Raw genomic sequence first — 21,642 nt, forward strand, 5'->3', positions numbered from 1 at the left:
GCGACGTCAGGTGATGCCACCTGACTGCAAAATGCTCTAGGACACAGGTGAAATCATGAAATTCACGCTTTCCTGGCTCAAGGACCACCTTGATACCGACGCTTCGCTGGAAGAGATCTGCGCGCGGCTGACGATGATCGGGCTCGAGGTCGAGGACGTCGACGACAAGGCCGCCTTCAAGCCCTTCGTCATCGCCAAGGTCGTCTCGGCCGAGCAGCATCCGAATGCCGACAAACTGCGCGTGTTGATGGTCGACACCGGCTCGGGCGCCCCGATCCAGGTCGTCTGCGGCGCGCCGAATGCGCGCACCGGCCTCGTCGGCGCCTTTGCCGCTCCCGGAACCTACGTGCCCGGCATCGACGTGACGCTCGCCGTCGGCACCATCCGCGGTGTCGAAAGCCGCGGCATGATGTGCTCGGAAAAGGAGCTGCAGATCTCCGAAGACCACAACGGCATCATCGACCTGCCGGCTGACGCGCCGGTCGGTACGAGCTACGCCGCCTATGCCGGTCTCGACGATCCGATGATCGAGATCAACCTGACGCCGAACCGCCCGGACTGCACCAGTGTCTACGGCATTGCCCGTGACCTCGCGGCCTCCGGCCTCGGCACGCTGAAAGCACGGCCTGCGCCCTCCTTCGCCGTCGAAGGCGAAACGCCGGTGAAGCTGACGCTCGACCTCGGCGAAGACAGGCACTTGTGCCCCGGCTTCTCGTTGCGGCTCGTGCGCGGCGTCAAGAACGGCCCGTCGCCGAAGTGGATGCAGCAGCGGCTGCTGGCGATCGGCCTTCGCCCGATCAACGCTTTGGTCGACATCACCAACTACATGACCTTCGACCAGGGCCGACCGATGCACGTCTTCGACGCCGCCAAGGTCAAGGGCAACCTGACGGTCCGCCGCGCCAGGGACGGCGAGACGGTGCTGGCGCTCGACCAGCGCGAATACAAGCTCGGCCCCAACAACGTCGTCATATCGGACGAAAAGGCGATCGAATCGATCGGCGGCGTCATGGGCGGCGAGCATTCCGGCTGCGACGAGAACACCACCGACGTGCTGATCGAATCGGCGCTCTGGGATCCGATGAACATCGCCAAGACCGGCCGCACGCTCGGCATCATCACCGATGCGCGTTACCGTTTCGAGCGTGGTGTCGACCCGGAATACATGGTGCCCGGCCTTGAGCGCACCACCGAGCTCGTGCTCGAGCTCTGCGGTGGCAAGGCCGCCAAGGCGGAAGTGGTCGGCTATGCCGGCTATCAGCCGAAGATCGTCGATTTCCCGGTTTCCGAGGTGAAGCGCCTGACCGGCCTCGAGGTTTCTTCGGAAGAAAGCGTCTCGATCCTGAAGAAGCTCGGCTTCGGTGTCGAGGGTTCGGGTGAACGCTTCAAGGTTTCGGTTCCATCCTGGCGTCCGGATGTCGACGGCAAGGCCGATCTCGTCGAAGAGGTCATGCGCATCCACGGCGTCGACAACATCGTCGCCGCCCCGCTGCCGAGCCATGGCACGGTCAACGGCAAGATCCTGACGACGCTGCAGATCCGCACCCGCCTTGCCAAGCGTACGCTTGCAAGCCGCGGCATGCTGGAAGCGGTCACCTGGTCGTTCATCTCCGAGGATCAGGCAAAGCTCTTCGGCGGCGGTGCGCCGGCGCTCAAGCTCGCCAATCCGATTGCCTCGGACATGTCGGACATGCGCCCGTCGCTGCTGCCGGGTCTGTTGACGGCCGCCCAGCGCAATGCCGACAAGGGTTTTGGCGACGTCGCGATCTTCGAGGTATCCGGCACCTATGAAGGCGATACGCCGGACGCCCAGCGCCGCGTCGCTGGCGGCATCCGCCGCGGCACCGCCTCGCTGAACGGCGCCGGCCGTCTGTGGTCGAACGCGGCCAAGGGCGGTGGCAAGGCGGTCGACGTTTTCGACGCCAAGGCTGATGCGATTGCGGTGCTCGAAGCCTGCGGTGTGGCGATGGGCAACGTCCAGTTCGAGCCGGGTGGTCCCGCCTGGTACCATCCGGGCCGCTCCGGCACGATCAAGCTCGGCCCGAAGATCGTTCTCGGCACCTTCGGCGAGTTCCATCCGAAGACGCTGGAAGCGCTCGACGTCTCCGGCGCGCTCTGCGGCTTCGAGATCTATGTCGACGCCATGCCCGAACCGAAGAAGAAGGCGACCCGCACCAAGCCGGCGCTCGATCTCTCGCCGTTCCAGGCGGTCAAGCGCGACTTCGCCTTCGTCGTCGACAAGGCGGTCGAGGCCGGCGCCATCCTGCGCGCCGCTTCCGGCGCCGACCGCAAGCTGGTCACCGGCGTCAGCGTCTTCGACGTCTTCGAGGGCGCTTCGCTCGGCGAAGGCAAGAAGTCGATCGCCATCGAGGTCACCATCCAGCCGGTCGAGCGCACGCTGACCGACGAGGATTTTGAAGCGCTCACCGCCAAGATCGTCGCCAATGTGACGAAGTCGACGGGCGGCGTTCTGCGGGCGTAACCGGCTCAAGCACGTATCAATCGAAAGGGCCGCTGCGATCCAGCGGCCCTTTTCGTTTTGCGGTTCAATCCACGCGCTGCATCAGTTCGATGCGATTTCCGAAGGGATCGTGGACATAACATCTGCGGTAGCCGGCAAGCGGCTCGTCCTGGGCGATCGTCACACCGGCCGCTTCGAGCCGCAGCGTCAGGCGGTCGAGATTGTCGACGAGAAAGGCCGGGTGGGCCTTGCGTGCCGGCCTGAAGTCTTGGTCGATGCCGAGATGCAGGCGGATGCTGCCCTGTTCGAACCAGCAGCCGCCACGCGCGAGAAGATTGGCCGGCTTGCTCACCTCCGAGAGGCCGAGGAGACCGCTGTAGAAGCCGCGTGCCGCCGGTTCGGCACCCGCCGGCATGGCAAGCTGGATATGGTCGATGCCGATGAGCCTGCCCGTCGGCTCGGGTTTCTCTGGGGGTGCCGTCATCACGCGTGCTGATGGAAGACCTTGTTGACGATCACCCAGCGCCCGTCGATCTTCACCAGCGACAGATGATCGGAATAGCGTTCGCCGGCGAAACTGTCGACCACCCTCACGGTTGCAGTGTCACCGGTGATATCGATCTTCTGCACGTCCATCTCCGGCTGGGTTCCAGGGGGGGCTGCACCCGTCTCGATGATCGTCTTGATGAAGCCGTCGCGCGTCGTCCATTCGAGCGCGCCCTTGTAGTTGCCGATAATCGCCGCATCGGGGTGAAACGCCTTGCGCAGCGCGCCCTCGTTGGCAAAGGCCATGCCGTCGACATAGAGGTGCACCACCGCGCTGATCGCCTGCTCGTCGGACATTCCCGCTCCTCCGGATTTGTTGCCGTTGGTTGAGAGGTAGTGCGTCCGGCGTGAATTTCGATGGGAATCTCCCCGCCCTTCACGGGAGGCGGGGAGAAATGGAGCATTCCAGGAAAAGTGCGAAGCGGTTTTCCGTCAGGAAATGCGGTGAAATCACAGAGATAGAGTGTTTCCAAGACTCCGTTTCTCCCTGGAAACGCTCAAGGTCAACGGTTGGTGAGCGCCAGCGAGGCGTCCGTGTAGCGATTGCCGGCGACAAGTGCCGGCGATAGCGCTTCGGCGAGGCGGCTGGATTCCTCGGCACTGAGCGGGATGCCTGCCGCGGCCGCATTCTGCTCCAGATGGTCGAGCTTGCGGGCGCCCGGGATAGGCACGATGAAATCACTCTGGTTGATGACCCAGGCGAGCGCGAGTTGAGCCGCGGTCACGCCTTTTTCCTCAGCCAGCGCTTGAAGCGTTTCGACCAGCCGGACGTTGGCGTCGAAATTCTCCGCCTGGAAACGCGGCAGCGAGCGCCGGAAATCGTCGGCTTCCAGATCATCGGCCTTGCGCAGCGCGCCGGTCAGCATGCCGCGCCCGAGCGGACTGTAGGGCACGAAGCCGATGCCGAGTTCGCGGCAGGTGGCGAGCACGTCCGCTTCCGGGTCACGCGACCACAGAGAATACTCGCTTTGGACAGCGGCGATCGGATGAACCTTGTGGGCCCGACGGATGGTGGCGGCACTCGCTTCGGAAAGGCCGAGGGCCCGCACCTTGCCCTCGCGCACCAATTCGGCCATGGCGCCGACGGTATCCTCGATCGGAACCTCCGGGTCGACACGATGCTGGTAATAGAGATCGATGACATCGGTTCCGAGCCGCTTGAGCGAGGCTTCGGCCACCGCCTTCGCGTGCTCCGGCCGTCCGTCGACGCCCTTGATCGCCTGGGCCGCCGGCACCCCGGCTTCGATGCGGAAGCCGAATTTGGTGGCGATCGTCACCTTGTCGCGCATGGAACCGAGCGCCTTGCCGAGCAGTTTCTCGTTTTCGAAAGGACCATAGACTTCGGCTGTGTCGAAGAAGGTGATGCCGAGGTCGACGGCGCGGTGAAGGGTGCGTATCGATTCCGCCTCATCGGCTGCGCCATAGGCGAAACTCATGCCCATGCAGCCGAGGCCGATGGTGGAGACGGTAAGGTCGTTCCCGAGTTTGCGGGTCTTCATGTCGTTTCCTTTGTCTGGCTGTCACGCGTCGGAACGAACGCGCTGGGAGGGCGCGTCTATCGTCCGAGGCATGAATTGGTGGCTGGACACCGCCGATGCGCCTGAATGGCGGGCGACGGTTCCTCGTTGCCATCGCAGACGAGCTCCTCGCTTCGTCCAGACGTTGGCGACGATTGAAGAATAGGGCCATACGCGGCGGCTGAAAATCACTGTCAATTCTCACGGGCTGTTCTATTATTTCGATCAATGAACAGAACGCAGCTCTCTCAACTCGCGGTATTGGCCGCCGTTGCCGCCCATGGCAGTTTTCGCGGGGCCGCCCGAGAACTCGGCGTGGCGCCGTCGGCCGTCAGCCACGCCGTCGGCAGCCTCGAGGCGAGCCTCGGCATTCGCCTGCTGGCGCGCACCACACGCAGCGTCGCGCCGACCGAGGTGGGGCGCCGGCTGCTGGAAAGGCTGGCGCCGGCGCTGGAAGAGATCGCCCATGCGCTGGAAGCGGCCGCCGACGCCCGCGAGCGTCCCGCCGGCAATCTGCGCATCACGGCGCCGCGGTTTGCAGCAGATCTGATCCTCGCGCCAAGGCTCGGCGCGTTCCTGGACCTCTATCCGGAGATCGTCCTGGAGATCGCCAATGAGGATGGCTTCACCGATATTGTCGAAGAAGGCTTCGACGCTGGCATCAGGCTCGGCGAAAGCCTGGAAGCCGATATGATCGCCGTCAAAGTTGGGCCTGAGCTGGAAAGCGCCGTCGTCGCTTCGCCCGACTACTTCGAGCGCCACGGCCGGCCGCAGCACCCACGCGACCTGGCGGAGCATCGTTGTATCCGCCGACGCTTCTCCAACGGCACGCTTTATCGCTGGGAGTTCGAGAAGGGCGGCGAGGAGCTGACGGTATCGGTCGAGGGCCCGCTGATCCTCGGCGAGGACCGGCCGATCATCAAGGCGGCGATGGGCGGCGCCGGCCTTGCCTATCTCTTCCTGTCGCGGGTGGAAACGGCGATCGCCGAAGGACGGCTGGAGCGTGTCATGGAAGACTGGTGCGCACCCTATGCCGGCCCCTATCTTTATTATCCAAGCCGCAGGCAGATGCGGCCGGCACTGCGCGCCTTCATCGATTTCTTCCGGCACAGCAGATAGCCGCGGTGTGGAAACGGGTGGCGCCGTTGGGCCGGATTTGGAATGCCATTGGTCTCGCACTCCGTTTGTTCGGATGAGAAAGGAAAACGATGAAGAAGCCCGGTTCGATGAAGGGTCTCGAAGATCTCGGCCGGGTACGGTTGTCCAGGAATTTCTTCTTCCGCGACTTTCTGCATTCGGAGATCGCCGATTTCTATCGCATCCCGAACATTCCTGACGATCCGGATCTCGCGATCGAGGCCGGGCGCCGCCTCTGCGAGGAGTTGCTGGAGCCGCTAGAGGCGACCTTCGGTCGCCTCGTCATTCGCTCAGGCTACCGCAACCGCGCCGTCAACGGCTTCGGCAATGCCAATGGTCTCAACTGCTCGACCAATGCCGCTTCGGCCGCCGACCATATCTGGGACATGCGCGATGCCGACGGATGCATCGGCGCCAGCGCCTGCATCGTCATCCCCTGGGTCTGGGATCGCCGCGGCGATATCGGCGGCTGGCAGTCGATCGCCTGGTGGATCCACGACCATCTGCCCTATGCCTCGCTTTGCTTTTTCCCGAAGTTATGGGCCTTCAACATCCAGTGGCACGAGCGGCCGGCGCGTCGGATATCGAGTTTTATCCAACCGCGCGGGCTGCTGACGAAGGCCGGCATGGCAAATCAGGCCGGTAGCCATGCGGAGGCCTATGCCGGATTTCCGGATTTGAGGAACGTGCCGAAATTGACCTTGTAGCGCACGTGGTCGTCGGTCCCGGAGTAGCGGTCGTAGAGCCGCCGCGCCATGGCATTGTCGGCCTCGGTGTACCAGTAGAGCCGGTCCCAGCCTTTCTCCTGACAATGCGCGATGAGATCGTCGATCATTGCCCGTGCCACGCCCTGGCCGCGTGCGGCGGGATCGACATAGAGATCCTCGATGTAGCAGATCGGTTGCCGGAAGAAGGTGGCGAGCTGCTCCTGGCAGATGGCAAAGCCCACCGTCTTTTCGTCGAGGATCGCCAAGCGCGCGAAAAGCGGCGTCGAGGGATCGGTCAGCCTCTTCCAGGTGAGGTCGATGATGTCCCCGGCGAGATCGGTGCCGGAAAAGGCGACATAGCCGGCCCAGAGGCGGCGCCAGTCCGCCTCGTCGCCGGCTGTCGCAGCGCGTGTCGTCAATGCCATCGGGTTGGTTTTGCTCCCGTCATTCGCCCACATCGTTGAGCTTCCGGATCGCTTCATCCGACAGCTCCAGTGCGGCAGAACGAATGAGGCTCTCCAATTGCGCGAGGCTGGTGGCGCTGGCGATCGGCGCCGTGACGCCCTTGCGCGTCCGGATCCAGGCGAGCGCGATTTCCGCCTGGGTCGCTCCGGTGTCGGCGGCGATGTCGTCGAGCACGCCGAGGATGCGCATGCCGCGCCCGTCAAGATATTTCTCGACGCCGCTGCCGCGTGCCGAGCCTTCGAGGTCCTTGTGCGTCCGGTACTTTCCCGAGAGAAAGCCGCGCGCCAGCCCGAAATAGCTGATGACGCCGATCTCCTCGGCAATGCAGAGATCGCGCAGCGGCCCTTCGAACGCGTCGCGGTCGTAGAGATTGTATTCCGGCTGCAACACCTGATAGCGCGGCAGGCCCTGGTTTGCGGATACGTCGAGCGCCTCGCGCAGTTGCAGCGAGTTCAGGTTGGAGGCGCCGATGGCCCGGACCTTGCCCTCGGTCAGCAATTGGTCGTAGGCCGCCAGCGTCTCCTCGTAGGGCGTTTCCGGATCGGGCCAGTGGGAGAGATAGAGATCGATATGGTCGGTTTGCAGCCGCTGCAGCGAATCCTCGACCGCCTGCAGGATCCAGCGGCGCGAAAGCCCCTTGCGGTCGGGCCCGAGTTCGGAGCCGACCTTGGTGACGATGACGGCCTTGTCGCGCGACCGTCCCGACTGTTTCAGCCATTTGCCGATGATCGTCTCGGATTCGCCGCCCTGATTGCCCGGCGCCCAGGAGGAGTAGACATCAGCAGTATCGATGGCGTTGAATCCGGCATCGAAAAAGGCGTCGAGCAGCGCAAAGGAGGTCTTTTCGTCGGCGGTCCAGCCGAAGACATTGCCGCCGAAGACAAGGGGCGCAATTGTCAGGTCGGTACGGCCAAGTCTCAGTTTTTCCATGGTTTCGCTCCATTGGACTGGATGAAAGCATAACGCGATCGGGAGGATTGCGAAGGGAAAGATAGGGCAGAAAAGCTGACATTGTCACCCGTCTGCCGGGTTTTTTCTGCGAAACGCGAATCTCGGCCGGAACGGTATCAATCGCTTGATAGGTACGTACCTCGGCGCTAGTCTCGGCCGCAAAATCAGGGAGCTTCACCATGTTACGTTTCGGAATTCTGTCCACGGCCCGGATCGGCCGCGACCTCGTCGTGCCGGCCATTCAGGACGCGGAAAACTGTGTCGTTTCGGCTGTAGCCAGCCGCGACTTCGCAAAAGCCCGGGCGATGGCAGACCGCTTCTCCGCACCGCATGCCTTCGGTTCCTACGAGGAGATGCTGGCGTCCGACGTGATCGATGCGGTCTATATTCCGGTGCCGACGGCACAGCACGTGGAATGGTCGATCAAGGCGGCCGACGCCGGAAAACACGTGCTGTGCGAAAAGCCGATTGCGCTGCGGGCCTCCGAGATCGATACGCTGATTGCCGCCCGCGACCGCAACGGTGTCGTGATCGCCGAAGCCTTCATGGTCACCTACAGCCCCGTCTGGCGCAAGGTGCGCTCGCTGCTGGCCGAAGGCGCGATCGGCCGGCTGCGCCACGTCCAGGGCGCCTTCACCTATTTCAACCGCGACCCCAACAACATGCGCAATATTCCGGCGCTCGGCGGCGGTGGCCTGCCGGATATCGGTGTGTACCCGACGATCACCACCCGCTTCGTCACGGCCAAGGAGCCGCTGCGGGTGCAGGCAAGCACCGATCGCGATCCGGAATTCGGCACGGACATCTATTCGAGCGTGCGGGCAGACTTCGGCGATTTCGAGCTGAGCTTCTATATCTCCACCCAGCTCGCCGCCCGCCAGGTCATGGTCTTCCATGGCGACAAGGGCTTCATCGAGGTGAAGTCGCCCTTCAACGCCGATCGTTACGGCCGTGAGGAGGTGGAACTCACGAACCAGAACCACGCCCAGTCCCAGCTCTTCCGCTTCCAGGATGCCCGCCAGTACAAGCTTCAGGCGGAAGCCTTCTCGCGCGCCGCCAAGGGTGAGGACGAGGAAGTGGTGACGCTCGAGAATTCGCGTCTCAATCAGAAATTCATCGACGCGATCTATCGCGCCAGCGCCAAGGATGGCTGGGAGACCATCTGAGGCCATCGAAGAAGACGAGAAGGTCCGCCGGTATGACCGGCGGACGCCTTTCGCGATCTCTTGAGACCATCGTCAGGCGATCGCCGCGCGCTCCTGCGCCAGACCGCGCAGCTTGAAGAACAGGAAGTCGGCGACGCCGATCATGCCGATGACGACGAGGGCAATGCCGGCGGCGGAAAGATTGGCATAGGCCGTGAGCAGCAGCGCCAGGCTGGCCACCTGCCAGAGCACGTCACCGGCAATGCTGATGCGCGCCGAGGCCGCCACCGGGCCGCCATTGCGCGCCGCCGAGAGGTGGAATATCCCCCAGATCAACAGACCGGCACCCAACGCCTTCAACATGACAGGCGTGATGAAGGGCGTTGCGGCGGCATTGACCAGTGCAGCCAGCGGCACTGCTGCGAGGATCAGCACGGCACCGGAGGCGAGTGAGAAGGCGCCGTCGGCGAGGAAGGTCTTGTTGAGCAGGCTGCGGTTCGAGAGGGTCATCTTCGGCTCCATCCGTTTGTCGATGGCCGGATGTTGCGCCGATGACGTCATCAAACCAATTACCTCTGACGTAATGGATTTTACTCGGCCCGCGCGCCAGTTTTACGGACAAATGGAGAATCACGACACATGCAGTTTGGCGAACATCTGAAGGAATGGCGCGGACACCGCCGCATGAGCCAGCTCGACCTAGCGGTTGCCGCCGGCATTTCGGCGCGTCACCTCTCGTTCCTCGAAACCGGCCGCTCGAAACCGTCGGAAGGCATGATCCTGCGGTTGGCCTCGGTACTGGAAGTCCCGGCCCGCGACCAGGGGACACTGTTTTCGGCAGCCGGCTATCGACCGCGCATGGCGACGCGGCCGGCCGCAGGCCTGGACGCCATGCCGCCGGCCGTCGCCAATGCCATCAGGCTCATCCTGGCGCGCCACGATCCCTATCCCGGCCTGGTGCTCGACCACGAATATACGTTGCTGGTGGTCAACCCGGCGCTGGCGAGCCTCGCCACGGCGGCCGACATTCCGTTCCAGCCGGGAGAAAATTTCCTCGACACCTTCCTCGGCAACGACAATGTGCGCAAGCTGGTCGTCAATTGGGAGCCGGCGGCCGCCGATCTCGTCCAGCGCGTGCGCACGGAGGCCTGGCTGCAAGGACCGCGCAGCGGCCTCGGCAAACGCCTGGAGAAGGTCGCCTCCAATCCTGCGGTGGTGCGCGCGGTCGAGAACCATCCGGATACTGACCGCTTTCCCGTTCTTCCAATCGAACTCGATGTCGGCGGCCTGCGGCTGAGCTTCATCACCACGCTGCAGACCTTCGGCTCGACCCAGGATGCGCTGGTGGAGGGTGTGCTGATCGAATCCTTCTTCCCTGCGGACGAGGAGACCAAGGCGTTTTTCGAGCGAAAAGGATAAGTGCTAAAGCGTCCTTTGTGCGTTCGTCTGAACGCGCGGCGCTCTAGCGGCTGTCGCGCTGCAGGCCGACTGCGATGGCGCCGCATAGCATCAACGCGACGCCCATATTATAGGCGCCGATCGCTGCCGCCGCTTCGACCCAGCTGCCGCTGGCACCCGCCAAAGCCAGCAACACCGCACCGACCAGCAGGCAGACACGCGCAGAGCGCAGACCGCATGTGATGATGCCGAGGAGGAAGGAGGCGGTGACGATCATGGTCCCGGGTATCCTTACGAGTTGATGATGATCATGCCGCCGATGATCAGCGCGGCACCGAGGGCGTAGCGCAGCGTTACCGCCTCGCCGAGAAAGACGGCGGCAAGCAGCGGCACAATGCAGAAGGTGAGCGCCATGAACGAATAGGCGATCGTCAGCGGCACGGACTTGATCGTGAAGATCCAGATGATCGTGCCGATGCCGTAGACGGCCAAGGCGGTGAGCAATGTCGGGTTAAGGGCCAGCGCCAGCAGCCCTTGCGCGTTGGCATCCCCGGTCTTGGCGCTTGTCAGCTTGAAGAGGATCTGACCGGCCGAAATCAGCACCGGCGTGAAGAACAGTCCGAACCAGACGGCGGGCTGAAGATTGAGGTTCATCGCCACGTCTCACACCGCCAGAGCTTTGTCTTCGCGATAGTAGATGTCGCGGCCGATATCGATGCACTCGTGCTCGGCTGGCACCGGATGCACCGCGCGAAGGAAGGAGTGGGTATAGGGGAAGAAATTGAAGTGCGGATTGAAGGTGTAGCGATACTCGCGCTCGCGTGGCACGACAATGATCAGGCGCCGGCGGGCAATCCGTCGAAGTTCGGAGATCGCTTTGCGATAGTCGAGGATATGTTCGATGACATGGGTGCAGACGACGGTGTCGAACTCGCCATCCGCAAATGGCAGGTCCTCGATCATCGCCGCGTGATATTCCACGCCCTCGATCCGGGCCGCGTCGTCGATGGCGAAGTCGACGCCTGTCAGGCGCTTGACCTCGGGATTGGCAGCGCGGATCCGTTTCAACAGAACGCCGGTTCCGCAGCCGACGTCGCAGACGCTGTCGCCGGCGATGCTTGCGGCGATCTTGCGTACGCAGGCTTCGGAATTGTCCGTTCCCTCGTGAACCCTCGGATGGCGCCGATAGAGGTCTTCGTATTCGCGTGCCGACAGGAACGGCGCCCGTGCGCGAAACTCCGCGAGATGCGCGATGTGCTTGCCCCAGGCGAGGCTCGCCATGCCCTTGAACAGGCGCGAATCCCTGAGGATCGGCGGTATGACGTCTTCGATGATGAAGCGTATGCGGTTGGTTGTTTCCCGGTTCATCCGTGATGTTCCCGAACGATCCGTGCCTGCGTTCCGATCACCAAGTCCTCGGTCTGGGACAAAGCGAGGCCGCCCTTCGCGCTGTCGAGGGGAGCGGCCCGTGCGGCGGTTGCGATATAGTGAAGACGAAGCTGCTCGGTCCGGGCCCGTGAGACGGAATCGAGGATCAGGCCCGCCGTGAACATGATGATCGACACCATCAGCATGGCCAGCGCGAAGACCCAGGTCGGCATGCGCGGCACGAGCCCGGTGGCGAAATACTCGAGCAGCACCGGCATCATGAAACCGACGCTCGTCGAGAGGAAAGCCATGCCGATCAGTCCGAAGAACGTGAAAGGCCGCGTTTCTTTCATGAGCATTGCGAAGGTCCAGAGGATCTTGGCGCCGTCCCTGTATGTCGACAGCTTGGAATGGGAGCCGTCGGGTCTTCGGCCATAGTCCAGTTCAAGCTCTGCGACCGGCAGTTTCAGCCGCGAGGCATGGACCGACATCTCCGTCTCGATCTCGAAGCCGTTCGAAACGGCAGGGAAGCTCTTGGCGAACCGCCGCGAAAAGACCCGGTAGCCGGAGAAGATGTCGTTGAAATCCGTACCGAACATCGATCGGTAGAGAAGGTTGAAGAGCCTGTTGCCGAGCGCATGACCCTGTCTGCCCGCGTCGTTGTGGACGCCGCGCCGCGTCCCGACGACCATGTCAGCGCGCTCTGTGATCAAGGTGCGGATCAGATCTTCCGCATCCGTCGGACAATAGGTGCTGTCGCCGTCGGCCATCACATAGATGTCGGCATCGATATCGGCGAGCATCCGGCGCACCACGTGCCCCTTGCCCTGCCGGCGCTCGCGCACGACGGTCGCACCGGCAAGCATGGCCTTCAGCGCCGTGCCGTCCGTCGAATTGTTGTCGTAGACATAGATCTGCGCCGTCGGCAGTGCCGCCTGGAAGCCCTGAACCACTTGCCCGATGGTCGACGCTTCGTTGTAGCAAGGCAGCAGAACGGCGATGTTGAAACGGTCGAACATCCGGGTGGCTCGGCTCATGTTGGGTCGGCGTCATCATAGGCATCAGGGTGTTAACAAGACGCCAAGGGCCGCGTCCGTGCGCGCAACCCCCCAAATTGTCGCGGGCTTTACGCTTTTTTGAGCGCTCGTCGTTAGGTTGCGATGTGATCGAGACGGGCGAGGATCCATGGCGAACGGGACGGCGACGCTTTCTGAGGCGATTTCGAAGAACGCGCCGAGGCCGTTCTGGTCGAGCCTGCGTTCGATGGTGTTCGTCTACGGCGCTCCCACCATCCTCGTCCTTGTCGCCCGGTTCCTGATGGCGTCCGACTATGTTGGCCGCGACAATGATGATGTCATGCGTCTGGTTCAGGTCCGCGATCTCCTCGCTGGCCAGAGCTGGTTCGACCTGACGCAAGCCCGCCTCGGCCTGGAAGGCGGCACGCTGATGCACTGGTCGCGCCTCATCGACCTGCCGATCGCCGCACTCATTTCCGTCTTCAGGCCGTTCGTCGGGACGGCGCAGGCTGAAACTTTGGCCTTGGGGTTCTGGCCGATTTCGCTTGCGATCCCGTTGCTGGCGGCCATGGGCCTGGCCGGCCGTCGTGCCGGTGGCGTGGCGGCGATGCATTTCTGCCTGGGACTCACCACGATCTTCATCGTCACCACCAATCGCTTCCTTGGCGGCTCGATCGATCACCACAACGTGCAGTTGGTACTCGTCGCAGCCATGGCAGCAACGCTGGTCGATCGAGAGTTTCGCGCGTCGAGCTACGCCATTGCAGGATTGGCGGCGGCGCTGGCGATTGCCATTGGTGCGGAAACGACGCCGTTTGTGGCCGTGGTCTGCGCGGTCGTTGCCTGCCAGTGGGTTTGGGTCGGCCGACAGGCTTCGCAGGCTACCGTTGCCTTTGGCCTTTCGCTCGCTGCAAGCCTGAGCCTCTTCTTCTTCGTGACGGTACCGCCGCGCCTCTACCTGGCTGCAACCTGCGACAACCTCTCGATCGCCTTCTATTCGCTGGCGCTGACCGGAGGCGGCCTGCTGGCGCTTGCCGCCGCCACGCTAAGCCATCGGTCGACGGTCGTCCGGTGTTTTGCCCTTGGCGCTTGCGGCCTGGGGGTCATTGCCGTGGCACTGTTGGTGGCGCCGCAATGCCTGGGCAATCCCTTGGCAGCACTTGACCCGCTGCTCCGCGAGCTGTGGCTCGACAACGTCACCGAAGCGCGCTCTTTCGCAGCCGTTGCAACGGGGGAACCCGCGAGCATCGGCGCCTACTATTTCACCGGTGCCTTTGCCGCGCTTCTCTGTGCCTGGCGCATCTGGCGCCGCGATAGGGTCGATCTCAACCTCATCCTCTTCGCGCTTGTGTTTTCGAACCTGATGATTGCGCTCATCCAGGTACGCGGAATGGCCTTTTCCAATCTCCTGGCGATCGTACCGATCGCGTTGCTGCTCTCGAATCTGCGTGCCCGCTCAAACGGCGGAACGGCAGGCGTGGGCGCGTCTCTGCTCTATGTCGGCACGCTTCTCATTTCGGTTCCAGCGGTTTGGGCCATTGCCGGGGTTCTTGTCGACAAGGGAATCGGAGGAGTTGTGGCGGGTGAAACCGCAACCTCGAACGGTAAGGCGTGCCTGACAATGTCATCGCTGACCGATCTGGAAGGCTTGCCGCCGTCGTTCATTGTCGGGCCATCGGATATCGGTGCAACCCTGCTTCGCCGCACCCAGCACCGCGTGCTGAGCGCACCCTACCATCGCAATGCCGCCGGCATGCTCATGGAGCTGAAGATCGGTCTGGCACCGGCCGAGGACGCGGCGGCCATGTTGCGCCAGCTCGGACATCCGGTCCTGGCCTTCTGCGCTGCGGACGTGCAGGCGCGAATGATCGCCGCGCGGGCGCCACAAGGCTTCTATGCTGAGCTTGCCGCCGGGCGCGTGCCGGCGTTCCTTTCGCCCCTTCCGGTTTCCGAGGGTTCGCCCATTCGCCTCTATGCGCTGAAACCGTAAGCGGCGTCGGCCGCTTGGGGCGTTGGAAAGCGCAACGGATGTGCTGGCCTTCGGCGAAGGGTGCGGTAAAAGAAGCCATGGCTTCTTTCTTCGACAGCGATTCTCCGAGCAACCTCACCGAATATTCGGTGTCCGAGCTTTCGGGCTCGATCAAGCGAACGGTCGAGCAGGCCTTCGATCAGGTGCGCGTACGCGGCGAGATCTCGGGCTATCGCGGCCCGCACTCGTCGGGCCATGCCTATTTCGCGCTCAAGGACGACCGGGCGCGCATCGATGCGGTGATCTGGAAAGGCACTTTCTCGCGCCTGCGCTTCCGCCCGGAAGAGGGCATGGAGGTGATCGCGACCGGCAAGGTCACGACCTTCCCGGGCTCGTCGAAGTACCAGATCGTTATCGAATCGATGGAGCCGGCCGGTGCCGGCGCGTTGATGGCGCTCCTCGAAGAGCGCAAGCGCAAGCTGGCTGCGGAAGGGCTGTTTGATGCCAACCGCAAGCGGTCGCTGCCCTACATGCCCAAGGTGATCGGCGTCGTGACCTCGCCGACGGGCGCTGTCATTCGCGATATCCTGCACCGCATCGCCGACCGCTTTCCGGTTCATGTCGTCGTCTGGCCCGTTCGGGTCCAGGGCGACGGTTCCGGTGACGAGGTAGCGGCAGCGATCCGCGGCTTCAATGCGATCGAGCCCGGTGGGCCGATCGCCCGGCCGGACGTGCTGATCGTTGCCCGCGGCGGTGGCAGCCTTGAGGACCTCTGGGGCTTCAATGACGAGGCGGTGGTCCGGGCTGCGGCGGCTTCCGAGATCCCGCTAATTTCCGCCGTCGGTCACGAGACCGACTGGACGCTGATCGATCACGCCGCCGACCAGCGGGCGCCGACGCCGACGGGTGCGGCGGAAATGGCGGTGCCGGTCAAGGCCGATCTCGAAGCCGGGGTCTCCGGCCTCTCGGCCCGCCTCAAGGCGGCGGTCGGGCGGCAGATGGACAATCGCCGCCAGGCGGTGCGTTCACTGGCGCGCGCCCTGCCGTCGCTCGATCAGTTGTTGGCTTTGCCGCGCCGCCGCTTCGACGAGGCCGCCCTCGGCCTCGGCCGTGGCCTGCAGATGAACACCGCCAACAAGCGCCGCCAGTTCGAGCGCGTCTCGTCTGAGCTGCGTGCCGATCTTCTCAAAGGCAAATTCTCGGAGCGCCGCCAGCGTCTGGTCGATGCCATGAACAAGGCCGAGCGCATCGTCGAGCGGCAGGTGCATCGCGGCGAGGCGCGGGTCCAGGCGGCGGATGCGGCGCTGCGCGCGCTGCCCTCACGCCTCATCGGCCAGATCCATCGCGCCTCGGACCGCGTCGGAGGCCTTGCCGCCCGGTCCGACGTTGCCGTGCGCGCCGACGTGCGCCGCCTTCGCAGCGTCATCGTCGCCCAGGACCGCATCCTGCAGTCGCTCTCCTATCGCAACGTCCTGCAGCGCGGTTTCGCGCTGGTTCGCGATGCCGATGGCGGTCCTGTGCGCCAAGCGGCGGCCGTCTCCGCCGGCATGGCACTCAGCCTGGAATTCGCCGATGGCCGCGTTTCGGCGATTGCGGGCGAGGGGGAGAGCGAACCGGTTTCTCCGCCGTCGGCGCCGCGCAAGAAGCAGCAGAAGCCCACGGAGCCGGCGGCAGACCCGCCAAAGCAGGGTAGCCTGTTCTAGAGCGTTTCATCCTGCTGTCACGGAGGTGGCATAACGCCAGCGTTCGCTCCCTCGGAGATTGAGTCGGATATGGTCGAACGAGCCAAGATCATCTTCATCCATGGTGCCTCCAGCAGCGGCAAATCCACGCTGGCGCGCGCGGTCCAGGCGCAGATCGGCGAACCGTTCTGGCACGTCTCGATCGACCATCTGCGCGACTCGGGCATGCTGCCGATGGAAAGATTTCGGCGCGGAGATTTTCGCTGGAGGGACCATCGTGCCCGTTTCTTCGAAGGGTTCCATCGCTCGCTGGTTGCCTATGCTTCGGCCGGCAACAATCTCCTGCTGGAGCATATTCTCGAGGAGCCCGGCTGGGCGGCTGAGCTGGCGGTGATGTTCGAGCCCTTCGATGTCTTCTTTGTCGCGCTTCACTGTGAGCTTGCGGAACTCGTGCGACGAGAAACGCTTCGGGCCGATCGACCAATTGGCAGCGCCGCAGACGACTTTCACCGCATTCATGAGGGGCAGCGCTACGACCTTCAGCTTCATTCGCGAGACGCGGCCGAAGACAACGCGGCTAAGCTCATCTCCGCCTGGACGTTGCGCCGGTCGCCATCCGTCTTCGATGAACTCGCTCTCAAGGCTCGATCGAAAAAGGCCGTTCCGCCTCGTTAGCCGGGCAAAAGCTTGCCTTCGTTTTCGGCCCCAGCCTACGAATGAGGAACAACAGATGCATATTCTGCTCGTGCTTGCTCACCCGCTCGAAGACAGTTTTGCCGCGAACGTGGCGCGTGAAGCGCGTGCTGCTTTGGAGGCGAGCGGCCATTCCGTCGACCTGCTCGATCTCTATCGCGAGGATTTCGATCCGCGCCTGAGCATGGCGGAGCGCGGCAGCTATTTCACCGACGCCTATGATCGATCGGCAGCCGCCGACTGGATAAAGCGGCTGCAGGCAGCCGATGGCATGGTCCTTGTCTTTCCGCAATGGTGGTTCAATTTCCCGGCGATCCTCAAGGGGTTCTTCGACCGGGTCTTCGCACCGGGCGTCGCCTTCGACAACGACCCGGCCGGAGGCCGCATCATCCCGCGCCTCCACAACATCAAGGTCTTCTGGGCGCTGACCACGACAGGTTCGCCCTGGTGGGTGGTGCACCTCTATATGGGCAATCCGGTGAAGCGGCTGCTGAAACGCGGCATCGCCGCCTTTTGCGCCAAGAGGCTGAATTTCCGCATGCTCAGCCTGCACGACATGGACAGGGCGACTGACGCCAAACGCAAGGCGCACCTGGCGCGTGTCCGTCGGCTCGTCGCCCGTATCTAGCCGCAGCTACTCGAAAGCCGCGAGATACTTGCGCAGCAGCCCATCAAGCGTCGCGCGTTCCTCCGGCGAGAGCTCTGAAACGACGCGATGCTGGTTCGCCACATGGGCGGTTGCCGCTTCGTCGACGCGGCGCAGCCCTTCGTCCGTCAGGGCGATGATGACGCTGCGCCGGTCCTCTGGATTGGCGATCCGCTCGACCAGTCCCGCCTTCTCCAGCTGGTCGATGCGGTTGGTCATGGTTCCGGAGCTGACCATGGTCGTATCCAGAAGTTCGCCGGGCGAGAGCCGATAGGGTGCGCCGGAGCGGCGCAGTGTTGCCAGCACGTCGAAGCTCGAGGCCGAGAGGCCGCGTTCGGAAAACGACTTCTCGATTTCCCGGGCGATATGGGTCGAAACCCGTGACAGACGGCCAAGCAGGCCCATGGCCGACACGTCGAGATCCGGCCGTTCCCGGTGCCACTGGGCCAATATCCTGTCAACGCGATCCATCCGAAGCCTCCATCGTTTCGCCAGCTATAGGGTATCTTGACGTAGAGATAAACTATGGTAGCCTCGATTTATCTTGATATAGAGATTCTTGAGATAAAGATATGAGCAGGAACCGTAACGTCGATCTCGCCTTGACCGCACTCGCGCCGGCCATCTGGGGCAGCACTTACCTCGTAACGACCGAGTTTCTGCCATCGGGCTATCCGTTTACGGTCGCCATGCTGCGCGCGCTGCCAGCCGGGCTTCTCCTGTTGCTCATCGTCCGGCGCCTCCCTGAAGGCATCTGGTGGCCGCGTACCTTTATCCTGGGCGCTCTCAACTTCTCCTTCTTCTGGGCGATGCTGTTCGTCTCTGCTTACAGGCTACCGGGCGGCGTCGCCGCAACGGTAGGCGCCGTCCAGCCGCTGATCGTCATCCTACTGTCGCGCGTCTTTCTCGGCTCGCCGATCCGCGTACTCAGTGTTGTTGCCGGTCTGGCCGGCATTGCCGGCGTCGCCCTCCTGGTGCTGACGCCCGGCGCCGTGCTCGATCCGCTCGGCGTTCTTGCTGGCCTCGCCGGTGCCGTCTCCATGGCCTTTGGCACGGTGCTGAGCCGTCATTGGGCGCCACCGGTGCCGCCGCTCACCTTCACCGCCTGGCAATTGGCGGCGGGTGGTCTGCTGCTCGTGCCGGTGGCGCTGTTCTTCGAGCCGTCGCTACCGCCGCTGACCACGGCCAACGTCCTCGGGCTTGCCTATCTCGGCCTGATCGGCGCCGCCTTCACCTATCTGCTCTGGTTCCGCGGCCTGTCGCGCCTCGAACCGTCAGCCGTATCGCCGCTCGGCTTCCTGAGCCCGGTCGTTGCCATCCTGCTCGGCTGGGGCGTGCTTGGCGAGCATCTGACGTCGGTCCAGGCCCTCGGTATCCTCGTCGTCTTCGCCAGTGTCTGGCTCAGCCAGCGCGCACAATTGATGCCGAAGGTACGACCGGCCCGCGCCTGAGCGTGGTCTTGCAACCATAGGGCAAGCGCTTCACATTGCCGGGAACCTCAATCCCTGAGCCCTGATGACCGAGCACCTGACGCCGGCGCACTATTTCGATCTCCTCCGCTTCGCCAAGCGCCAGACCCGCCGTGCGGCCGAAGCGGAGGATTTGCTGCATGAAGCGTTGATCGTGGCGCTCAAGGCAAAGCGCTTCCCCACGTTGGTGATCGCGCCTGGTTCCGCGGTGTCATTCGCAAGCTCGCCGCGATGCAGGCGCGCACGGCCGCTCGTCGTCTTCGGCGCGAGCGACAGGCGCCTGAGCCGGAAACGCAGGGCGCGGCGGCGTCGAGCGATCCTCTAAGCTTTGCGGCCACGCTCGCGCCCAGTCTCAGGATCGTGATGCTGCTCGCCATTGCGGGTCATAACCGACTGGAGATCCGCCATCTCCTCAAGATTTCCGACGAGGCGCTGCGTCAGCGCATCCTGCTGCTGCGCCGAGCCTGGCGCGATGCCGGCCACCTCGAGACCAATCTGGAACTGACCGGGCTGCGTTATCCGCTGGATAGCGGCCGCATCCGCCAGGCGCTCCTGCCGGTGACGCGCAGCGGCCGTGCCGCCTTTGCTAGCCACGATCCCGATGGTCACCTCTTCGCGGTCAATTTTTCTTTGCGTGCGTCTCACGAAACGGCGGCCGGCGGCAACAAGCCGGTGTAACCAACAGAAAGGGAGCAACCAATGCTGTCGAAACCACGTATCGGAGCCATCTGCTACTACGTCTCTGATATCATCCGGACGGAAGCCTTCTATCGCGATGTGCTTGGTCTTGAGGTGCAGCGGATGGATGACGATGAAGCCGGCGTCTGGCTGATGGCCACCATCGAAAGCAATGTCGAGCTGATCTTCTTTGTCGCCGAAAGCAAGCCCGGCAATTCACCGATCGTCGTCTTCGATCTCGCCGAGGGTGGCATCGACGATGTGGTCGGTGGACTTGCCGAAAAGGGCACCACGATCGTCACGCCGGTGAGCCACGCGCCAGGCGGCTGGTCGGCGGAATTCGCCGATCCAGATGGCCACGTGCTGTCGCTCTACCAGTCGGCGGAGATGCCGCGTCTGAAACGCGTTGCCAACGGCTGACGGGGTCAACTCTCCAAAGGAAAGGCCGCCGCATTTTTAGCGACGGCCACCGAAACTTTCAGAATGCCCGAGTCGGGGGAGAAGCCGTGATCAGGCCCACTCGCCCTTCCGCATGACCGGAACGCGGCTGCCGTCGGCGCGCACGCCGTCGATGTCCACCTCACCCGAGCCGATCATCCAGTCGATATGGATCAAGCTTGAATTGCCGCCCTGGGCGCGGATCTGTTCCGGCGTCAGCTTGGCATCGTCGACGAAGCAGCCGGAATAGCACTGGCCGAGCGCGATGTGGCAGGAGGCGTTTTCATCGAACAGCGTGTTGTAGAAGAGGATACCGCTTGCCGAGATCGGCGAGGAATGCGGCACCAGCGCCACTTCGCCAAGCCGGCGTGCACCCTCATCTGTGTCGAGCACCTTGTTCAGCACCTCTTCGCCGCGCGAGGCCTTCGCCTCGACGATGCGGCCGCCTTCGAAGCGCACCTGGATATTGTCGATCAGCGTTCCCTGGTGCGACAGCGGCTTGGTCGAGGAGACATGGCCCTCGACGCGCAGCGCATGCGGCGTCGTGAACACTTCTTCGGTCGGGATGTTCGGGTTGCAGGTAACGCCGTTCTTGGCTTCCGACGCGCCGCCGCACCACAGATGACCATCGGCCAAGCCCACGGTCAGGTCGGTGCCGGGGCCGGTGAAGTGCAGTGCTGCGAAACGCTCGCCATTCAGCCAGGCCGAGCGCCGGGCAAGATTGGCATTGTGCTCTTTCCAGGCCGCAACCGGATCGGCGACATCGACGCGCGAGGCGGCGAAAATGGCGTTCGCAAGCTTCTCGACGGCAACGTCTTCCGGATCGTTCGGGAAGACGAGCTTTGCCCAGGACGGGTTCGGGTAGGAAACGATGTTCCAGTTGATGTCGAAGTTCGAGATCTTTTCGAGCGCCGGCTTGTAGGCGATCGAGTTCGCCTTGTTGGCGCGCGCGACCTTGGCCGGGTCCTGCGCCGACAGCATCATCGGATTGTCGCCGGAGATTGCGAGGCGCGCCGCACCGCCGGCAAAGGCCTTGGCCATGCCGTCGAAGAGCCAGTCGCTCGCCCGGTCGAAGCTTTCGTCGGGAGCGTAGGCATAGCGCGAAAGCGTCGTGTCTTCATCGGAGTAGAGTGTCGTCACCAGTCCGGCACCCGCCTTGTAGGCGTGCTTGGTGATGAGGCGGACGAGTGGCATTGCCGCCACCGGCGCGGTCATCACCAGGTCCTGGCCGCGCTGGAGCTGCAGGCCGACCTGGATCGCGACTTCCGCAAGCTTGTCGAGTTTCACCGGATCGATGGGAGTGGGCGTATTGGCGGGATAGGTCATGATCTGCCTGTCTATTGAATCGGAAGAAGA

25 protein-coding genes are annotated in these 21,642 nt (G+C 63.6%); 13 read left to right on the forward strand and 12 right to left on the reverse strand.

From position 1 onward, the window contains the following. Positions 1-55: 55 nt before the first annotated feature. On the forward strand, positions 56-2,482 hold the full coding sequence (gene pheT, locus IB265_RS00960; protein ID WP_057247871.1) for a phenylalanine--tRNA ligase subunit beta: 2,427 nt from the start codon (positions 56-58) through the stop codon (positions 2,480-2,482). A gap of 64 nt (positions 2,483-2,546) precedes the next feature. On the opposite strand, the gene IB265_RS00965 is transcribed toward pheT, so the two are convergent. The 3 genes from IB265_RS00965 to IB265_RS00975 all read right to left on the reverse strand — a co-directional run bounded on the left by IB265_RS00965 (position 2,547) and on the right by IB265_RS00975 (position 4,506). Next, positions 2,547-2,945, reverse strand: coding sequence for a VOC family protein (locus tag IB265_RS00965; protein WP_058326220.1), 399 nt, complete (start codon positions 2,943-2,945; stop codon positions 2,547-2,549). Next, a complete protein-coding gene (locus IB265_RS00970; protein WP_057247873.1) occupies positions 2,945-3,304 on the reverse strand; it encodes a nuclear transport factor 2 family protein in 360 nt (119 codons plus the stop codon). The genes IB265_RS00965 and IB265_RS00970 overlap by 1 nt, the downstream gene beginning before the upstream one ends. A gap of 206 nt (positions 3,305-3,510) precedes the next feature. Next, entirely contained in the window at positions 3,511-4,506 is a 996-nt protein-coding gene (locus IB265_RS00975) for an aldo/keto reductase (protein ID WP_057247874.1), read from the reverse strand. Positions 4,507-4,752: 246 nt separating this feature from the next. On the opposite strand from IB265_RS00975, the gene IB265_RS00980 reads away from it, so the two are divergent. Next, entirely contained in the window at positions 4,753-5,643 is an 891-nt protein-coding gene (locus IB265_RS00980; protein ID WP_057247875.1) for a LysR family transcriptional regulator, read from the forward strand. Between the two features lie 89 nt (positions 5,644-5,732). Beyond that, positions 5,733-6,368 (forward strand): hypothetical protein, encoded by a 636-nt coding sequence (locus IB265_RS00985; protein WP_057247876.1) that lies wholly within the window; start codon positions 5,733-5,735, stop codon positions 6,366-6,368. On the opposite strand, the gene IB265_RS00990 is transcribed toward IB265_RS00985, so the two are convergent. Both IB265_RS00990 and IB265_RS00995 read right to left on the reverse strand, forming a co-directional pair. Next, positions 6,320-6,793 (reverse strand): GNAT family N-acetyltransferase, encoded by a 474-nt coding sequence (locus tag IB265_RS00990; RefSeq protein ID WP_057248235.1) that lies wholly within the window; start codon positions 6,791-6,793, stop codon positions 6,320-6,322. The two genes, IB265_RS00985 and IB265_RS00990, sit on opposite strands and share 49 nt — an antisense overlap. A gap of 19 nt (positions 6,794-6,812) precedes the next feature. Next, a complete protein-coding gene (locus IB265_RS00995; protein ID WP_057247877.1) occupies positions 6,813-7,763 on the reverse strand; it encodes an aldo/keto reductase in 951 nt (316 codons plus the stop codon). A 200-nt stretch (positions 7,764-7,963) separates the two neighbouring features. Between IB265_RS00995 and IB265_RS01000 the strand changes: the two genes are divergently transcribed. Continuing rightward, on the forward strand, positions 7,964-8,950 hold the full coding sequence (locus IB265_RS01000; RefSeq protein ID WP_057247878.1) for a Gfo/Idh/MocA family protein: 987 nt from the start codon (positions 7,964-7,966) through the stop codon (positions 8,948-8,950). A 72-nt stretch (positions 8,951-9,022) separates the two neighbouring features. On the opposite strand, the gene IB265_RS01005 is transcribed toward IB265_RS01000, so the two are convergent. Further along, on the reverse strand, positions 9,023-9,439 hold the full coding sequence (locus tag IB265_RS01005) for a hypothetical protein (protein ID WP_244495498.1): 417 nt from the start codon (positions 9,437-9,439) through the stop codon (positions 9,023-9,025). A 129-nt stretch (positions 9,440-9,568) separates the two neighbouring features. Between IB265_RS01005 and IB265_RS01010 the strand changes: the two genes are divergently transcribed. After that, positions 9,569-10,348 carry a helix-turn-helix domain-containing protein gene (locus IB265_RS01010; RefSeq protein ID WP_057247880.1) on the forward strand — a complete coding sequence of 260 codons (780 nt, stop codon included), beginning with the start codon at positions 9,569-9,571 and terminating at the stop codon, positions 10,346-10,348. Positions 10,349-10,391: 43 nt separating this feature from the next. On the opposite strand, the gene IB265_RS01015 is transcribed toward IB265_RS01010, so the two are convergent. The 4 genes from IB265_RS01015 to IB265_RS01030 are packed head-to-tail and all read right to left on the reverse strand — an operon-like array spanning position 10,392 to position 12,732. Further along, complete coding sequence (locus tag IB265_RS01015) at positions 10,392-10,604, reverse strand: hypothetical protein (RefSeq protein WP_057247881.1); 213 nt, start codon at positions 10,602-10,604, stop codon at positions 10,392-10,394. 14 nt (positions 10,605-10,618) lie between these two features. Further along, a complete protein-coding gene (locus IB265_RS01020) occupies positions 10,619-10,981 on the reverse strand; it encodes a hypothetical protein (protein ID WP_057247882.1) in 363 nt (120 codons plus the stop codon). Positions 10,982-10,990: 9 nt separating this feature from the next. Beyond that, complete coding sequence (locus IB265_RS01025) at positions 10,991-11,695, reverse strand: bifunctional 2-polyprenyl-6-hydroxyphenol methylase/3-demethylubiquinol 3-O-methyltransferase UbiG (RefSeq protein ID WP_057247883.1); 705 nt, start codon at positions 11,693-11,695, stop codon at positions 10,991-10,993. Continuing rightward, a complete protein-coding gene (locus IB265_RS01030; protein WP_082615692.1) occupies positions 11,692-12,732 on the reverse strand; it encodes a glycosyltransferase family 2 protein in 1,041 nt (346 codons plus the stop codon). Before IB265_RS01030 ends, IB265_RS01025 begins: the two co-directional genes overlap by 4 nt. A 148-nt stretch (positions 12,733-12,880) precedes the next feature. On the opposite strand from IB265_RS01030, the gene IB265_RS01035 reads away from it, so the two are divergent. The 4 genes from IB265_RS01035 (at position 12,881) to IB265_RS01050 (ending at position 17,683) form a co-directional block, all read left to right on the forward strand. Beyond that, positions 12,881-14,701 carry a hypothetical protein gene (locus tag IB265_RS01035; protein ID WP_246805863.1) on the forward strand — a complete coding sequence of 607 codons (1,821 nt, stop codon included), beginning with the start codon at positions 12,881-12,883 and terminating at the stop codon, positions 14,699-14,701. 77 nt (positions 14,702-14,778) lie between these two features. Beyond that, positions 14,779-16,383 carry an exodeoxyribonuclease VII large subunit gene (xseA, locus tag IB265_RS01040; protein ID WP_057248237.1) on the forward strand — a complete coding sequence of 535 codons (1,605 nt, stop codon included), beginning with the start codon at positions 14,779-14,781 and terminating at the stop codon, positions 16,381-16,383. Positions 16,384-16,452: 69 nt separating this feature from the next. After that, positions 16,453-17,037 carry a chloramphenicol phosphotransferase CPT family protein gene (locus tag IB265_RS01045; protein ID WP_057247884.1) on the forward strand — a complete coding sequence of 195 codons (585 nt, stop codon included), beginning with the start codon at positions 16,453-16,455 and terminating at the stop codon, positions 17,035-17,037. Between the two features lie 55 nt (positions 17,038-17,092). After that, the gene (locus IB265_RS01050) at positions 17,093-17,683 is read left to right on the forward strand and encodes an NAD(P)H-dependent oxidoreductase (RefSeq protein ID WP_057247885.1); all 591 of its coding nucleotides are present in this window, start codon (positions 17,093-17,095) and stop codon (positions 17,681-17,683) included. A gap of 6 nt (positions 17,684-17,689) precedes the next feature. Here the strand turns inward: IB265_RS01050 and IB265_RS01055 are convergent, their stop codons facing one another. After that, positions 17,690-18,172, reverse strand: a complete 483-nt coding sequence (locus IB265_RS01055) for a MarR family winged helix-turn-helix transcriptional regulator (protein ID WP_057247886.1) — start codon at positions 18,170-18,172, stop codon at positions 17,690-17,692. 101 nt (positions 18,173-18,273) lie between these two features. Between IB265_RS01055 and IB265_RS01060 the strand changes: the two genes are divergently transcribed. From IB265_RS01060 to IB265_RS01070, 4 genes are all read left to right on the forward strand, one after another. Next, positions 18,274-19,152, forward strand: a complete 879-nt coding sequence (locus IB265_RS01060) for an EamA family transporter (protein WP_057247887.1) — start codon at positions 18,274-18,276, stop codon at positions 19,150-19,152. A 64-nt stretch (positions 19,153-19,216) separates the two neighbouring features. Beyond that, positions 19,217-19,495 carry a sigma factor gene (locus tag IB265_RS36570; protein WP_244495499.1) on the forward strand — a complete coding sequence of 93 codons (279 nt, stop codon included), beginning with the start codon at positions 19,217-19,219 and terminating at the stop codon, positions 19,493-19,495. A 35-nt stretch (positions 19,496-19,530) separates the two neighbouring features. Beyond that, complete coding sequence (locus IB265_RS36575) at positions 19,531-19,848, forward strand: hypothetical protein (protein WP_246805864.1); 318 nt, start codon at positions 19,531-19,533, stop codon at positions 19,846-19,848. Positions 19,849-19,869: 21 nt separating this feature from the next. Beyond that, a complete protein-coding gene (locus IB265_RS01070; protein WP_057247888.1) occupies positions 19,870-20,268 on the forward strand; it encodes a VOC family protein in 399 nt (132 codons plus the stop codon). Between the two features lie 90 nt (positions 20,269-20,358). On the opposite strand, the gene IB265_RS01075 is transcribed toward IB265_RS01070, so the two are convergent. Next, positions 20,359-21,612, reverse strand: a complete 1,254-nt coding sequence (locus IB265_RS01075) for an aminopeptidase (RefSeq protein ID WP_057247889.1) — start codon at positions 21,610-21,612, stop codon at positions 20,359-20,361. Positions 21,613-21,642: the final 30 nt, after the last annotated feature.

The sequence above is a fragment of the Ensifer sp. ENS10 genome (genome assembly GCF_014852025.1).
Lineage (GTDB): Bacteria > Pseudomonadota > Alphaproteobacteria > Rhizobiales > Rhizobiaceae > Ensifer.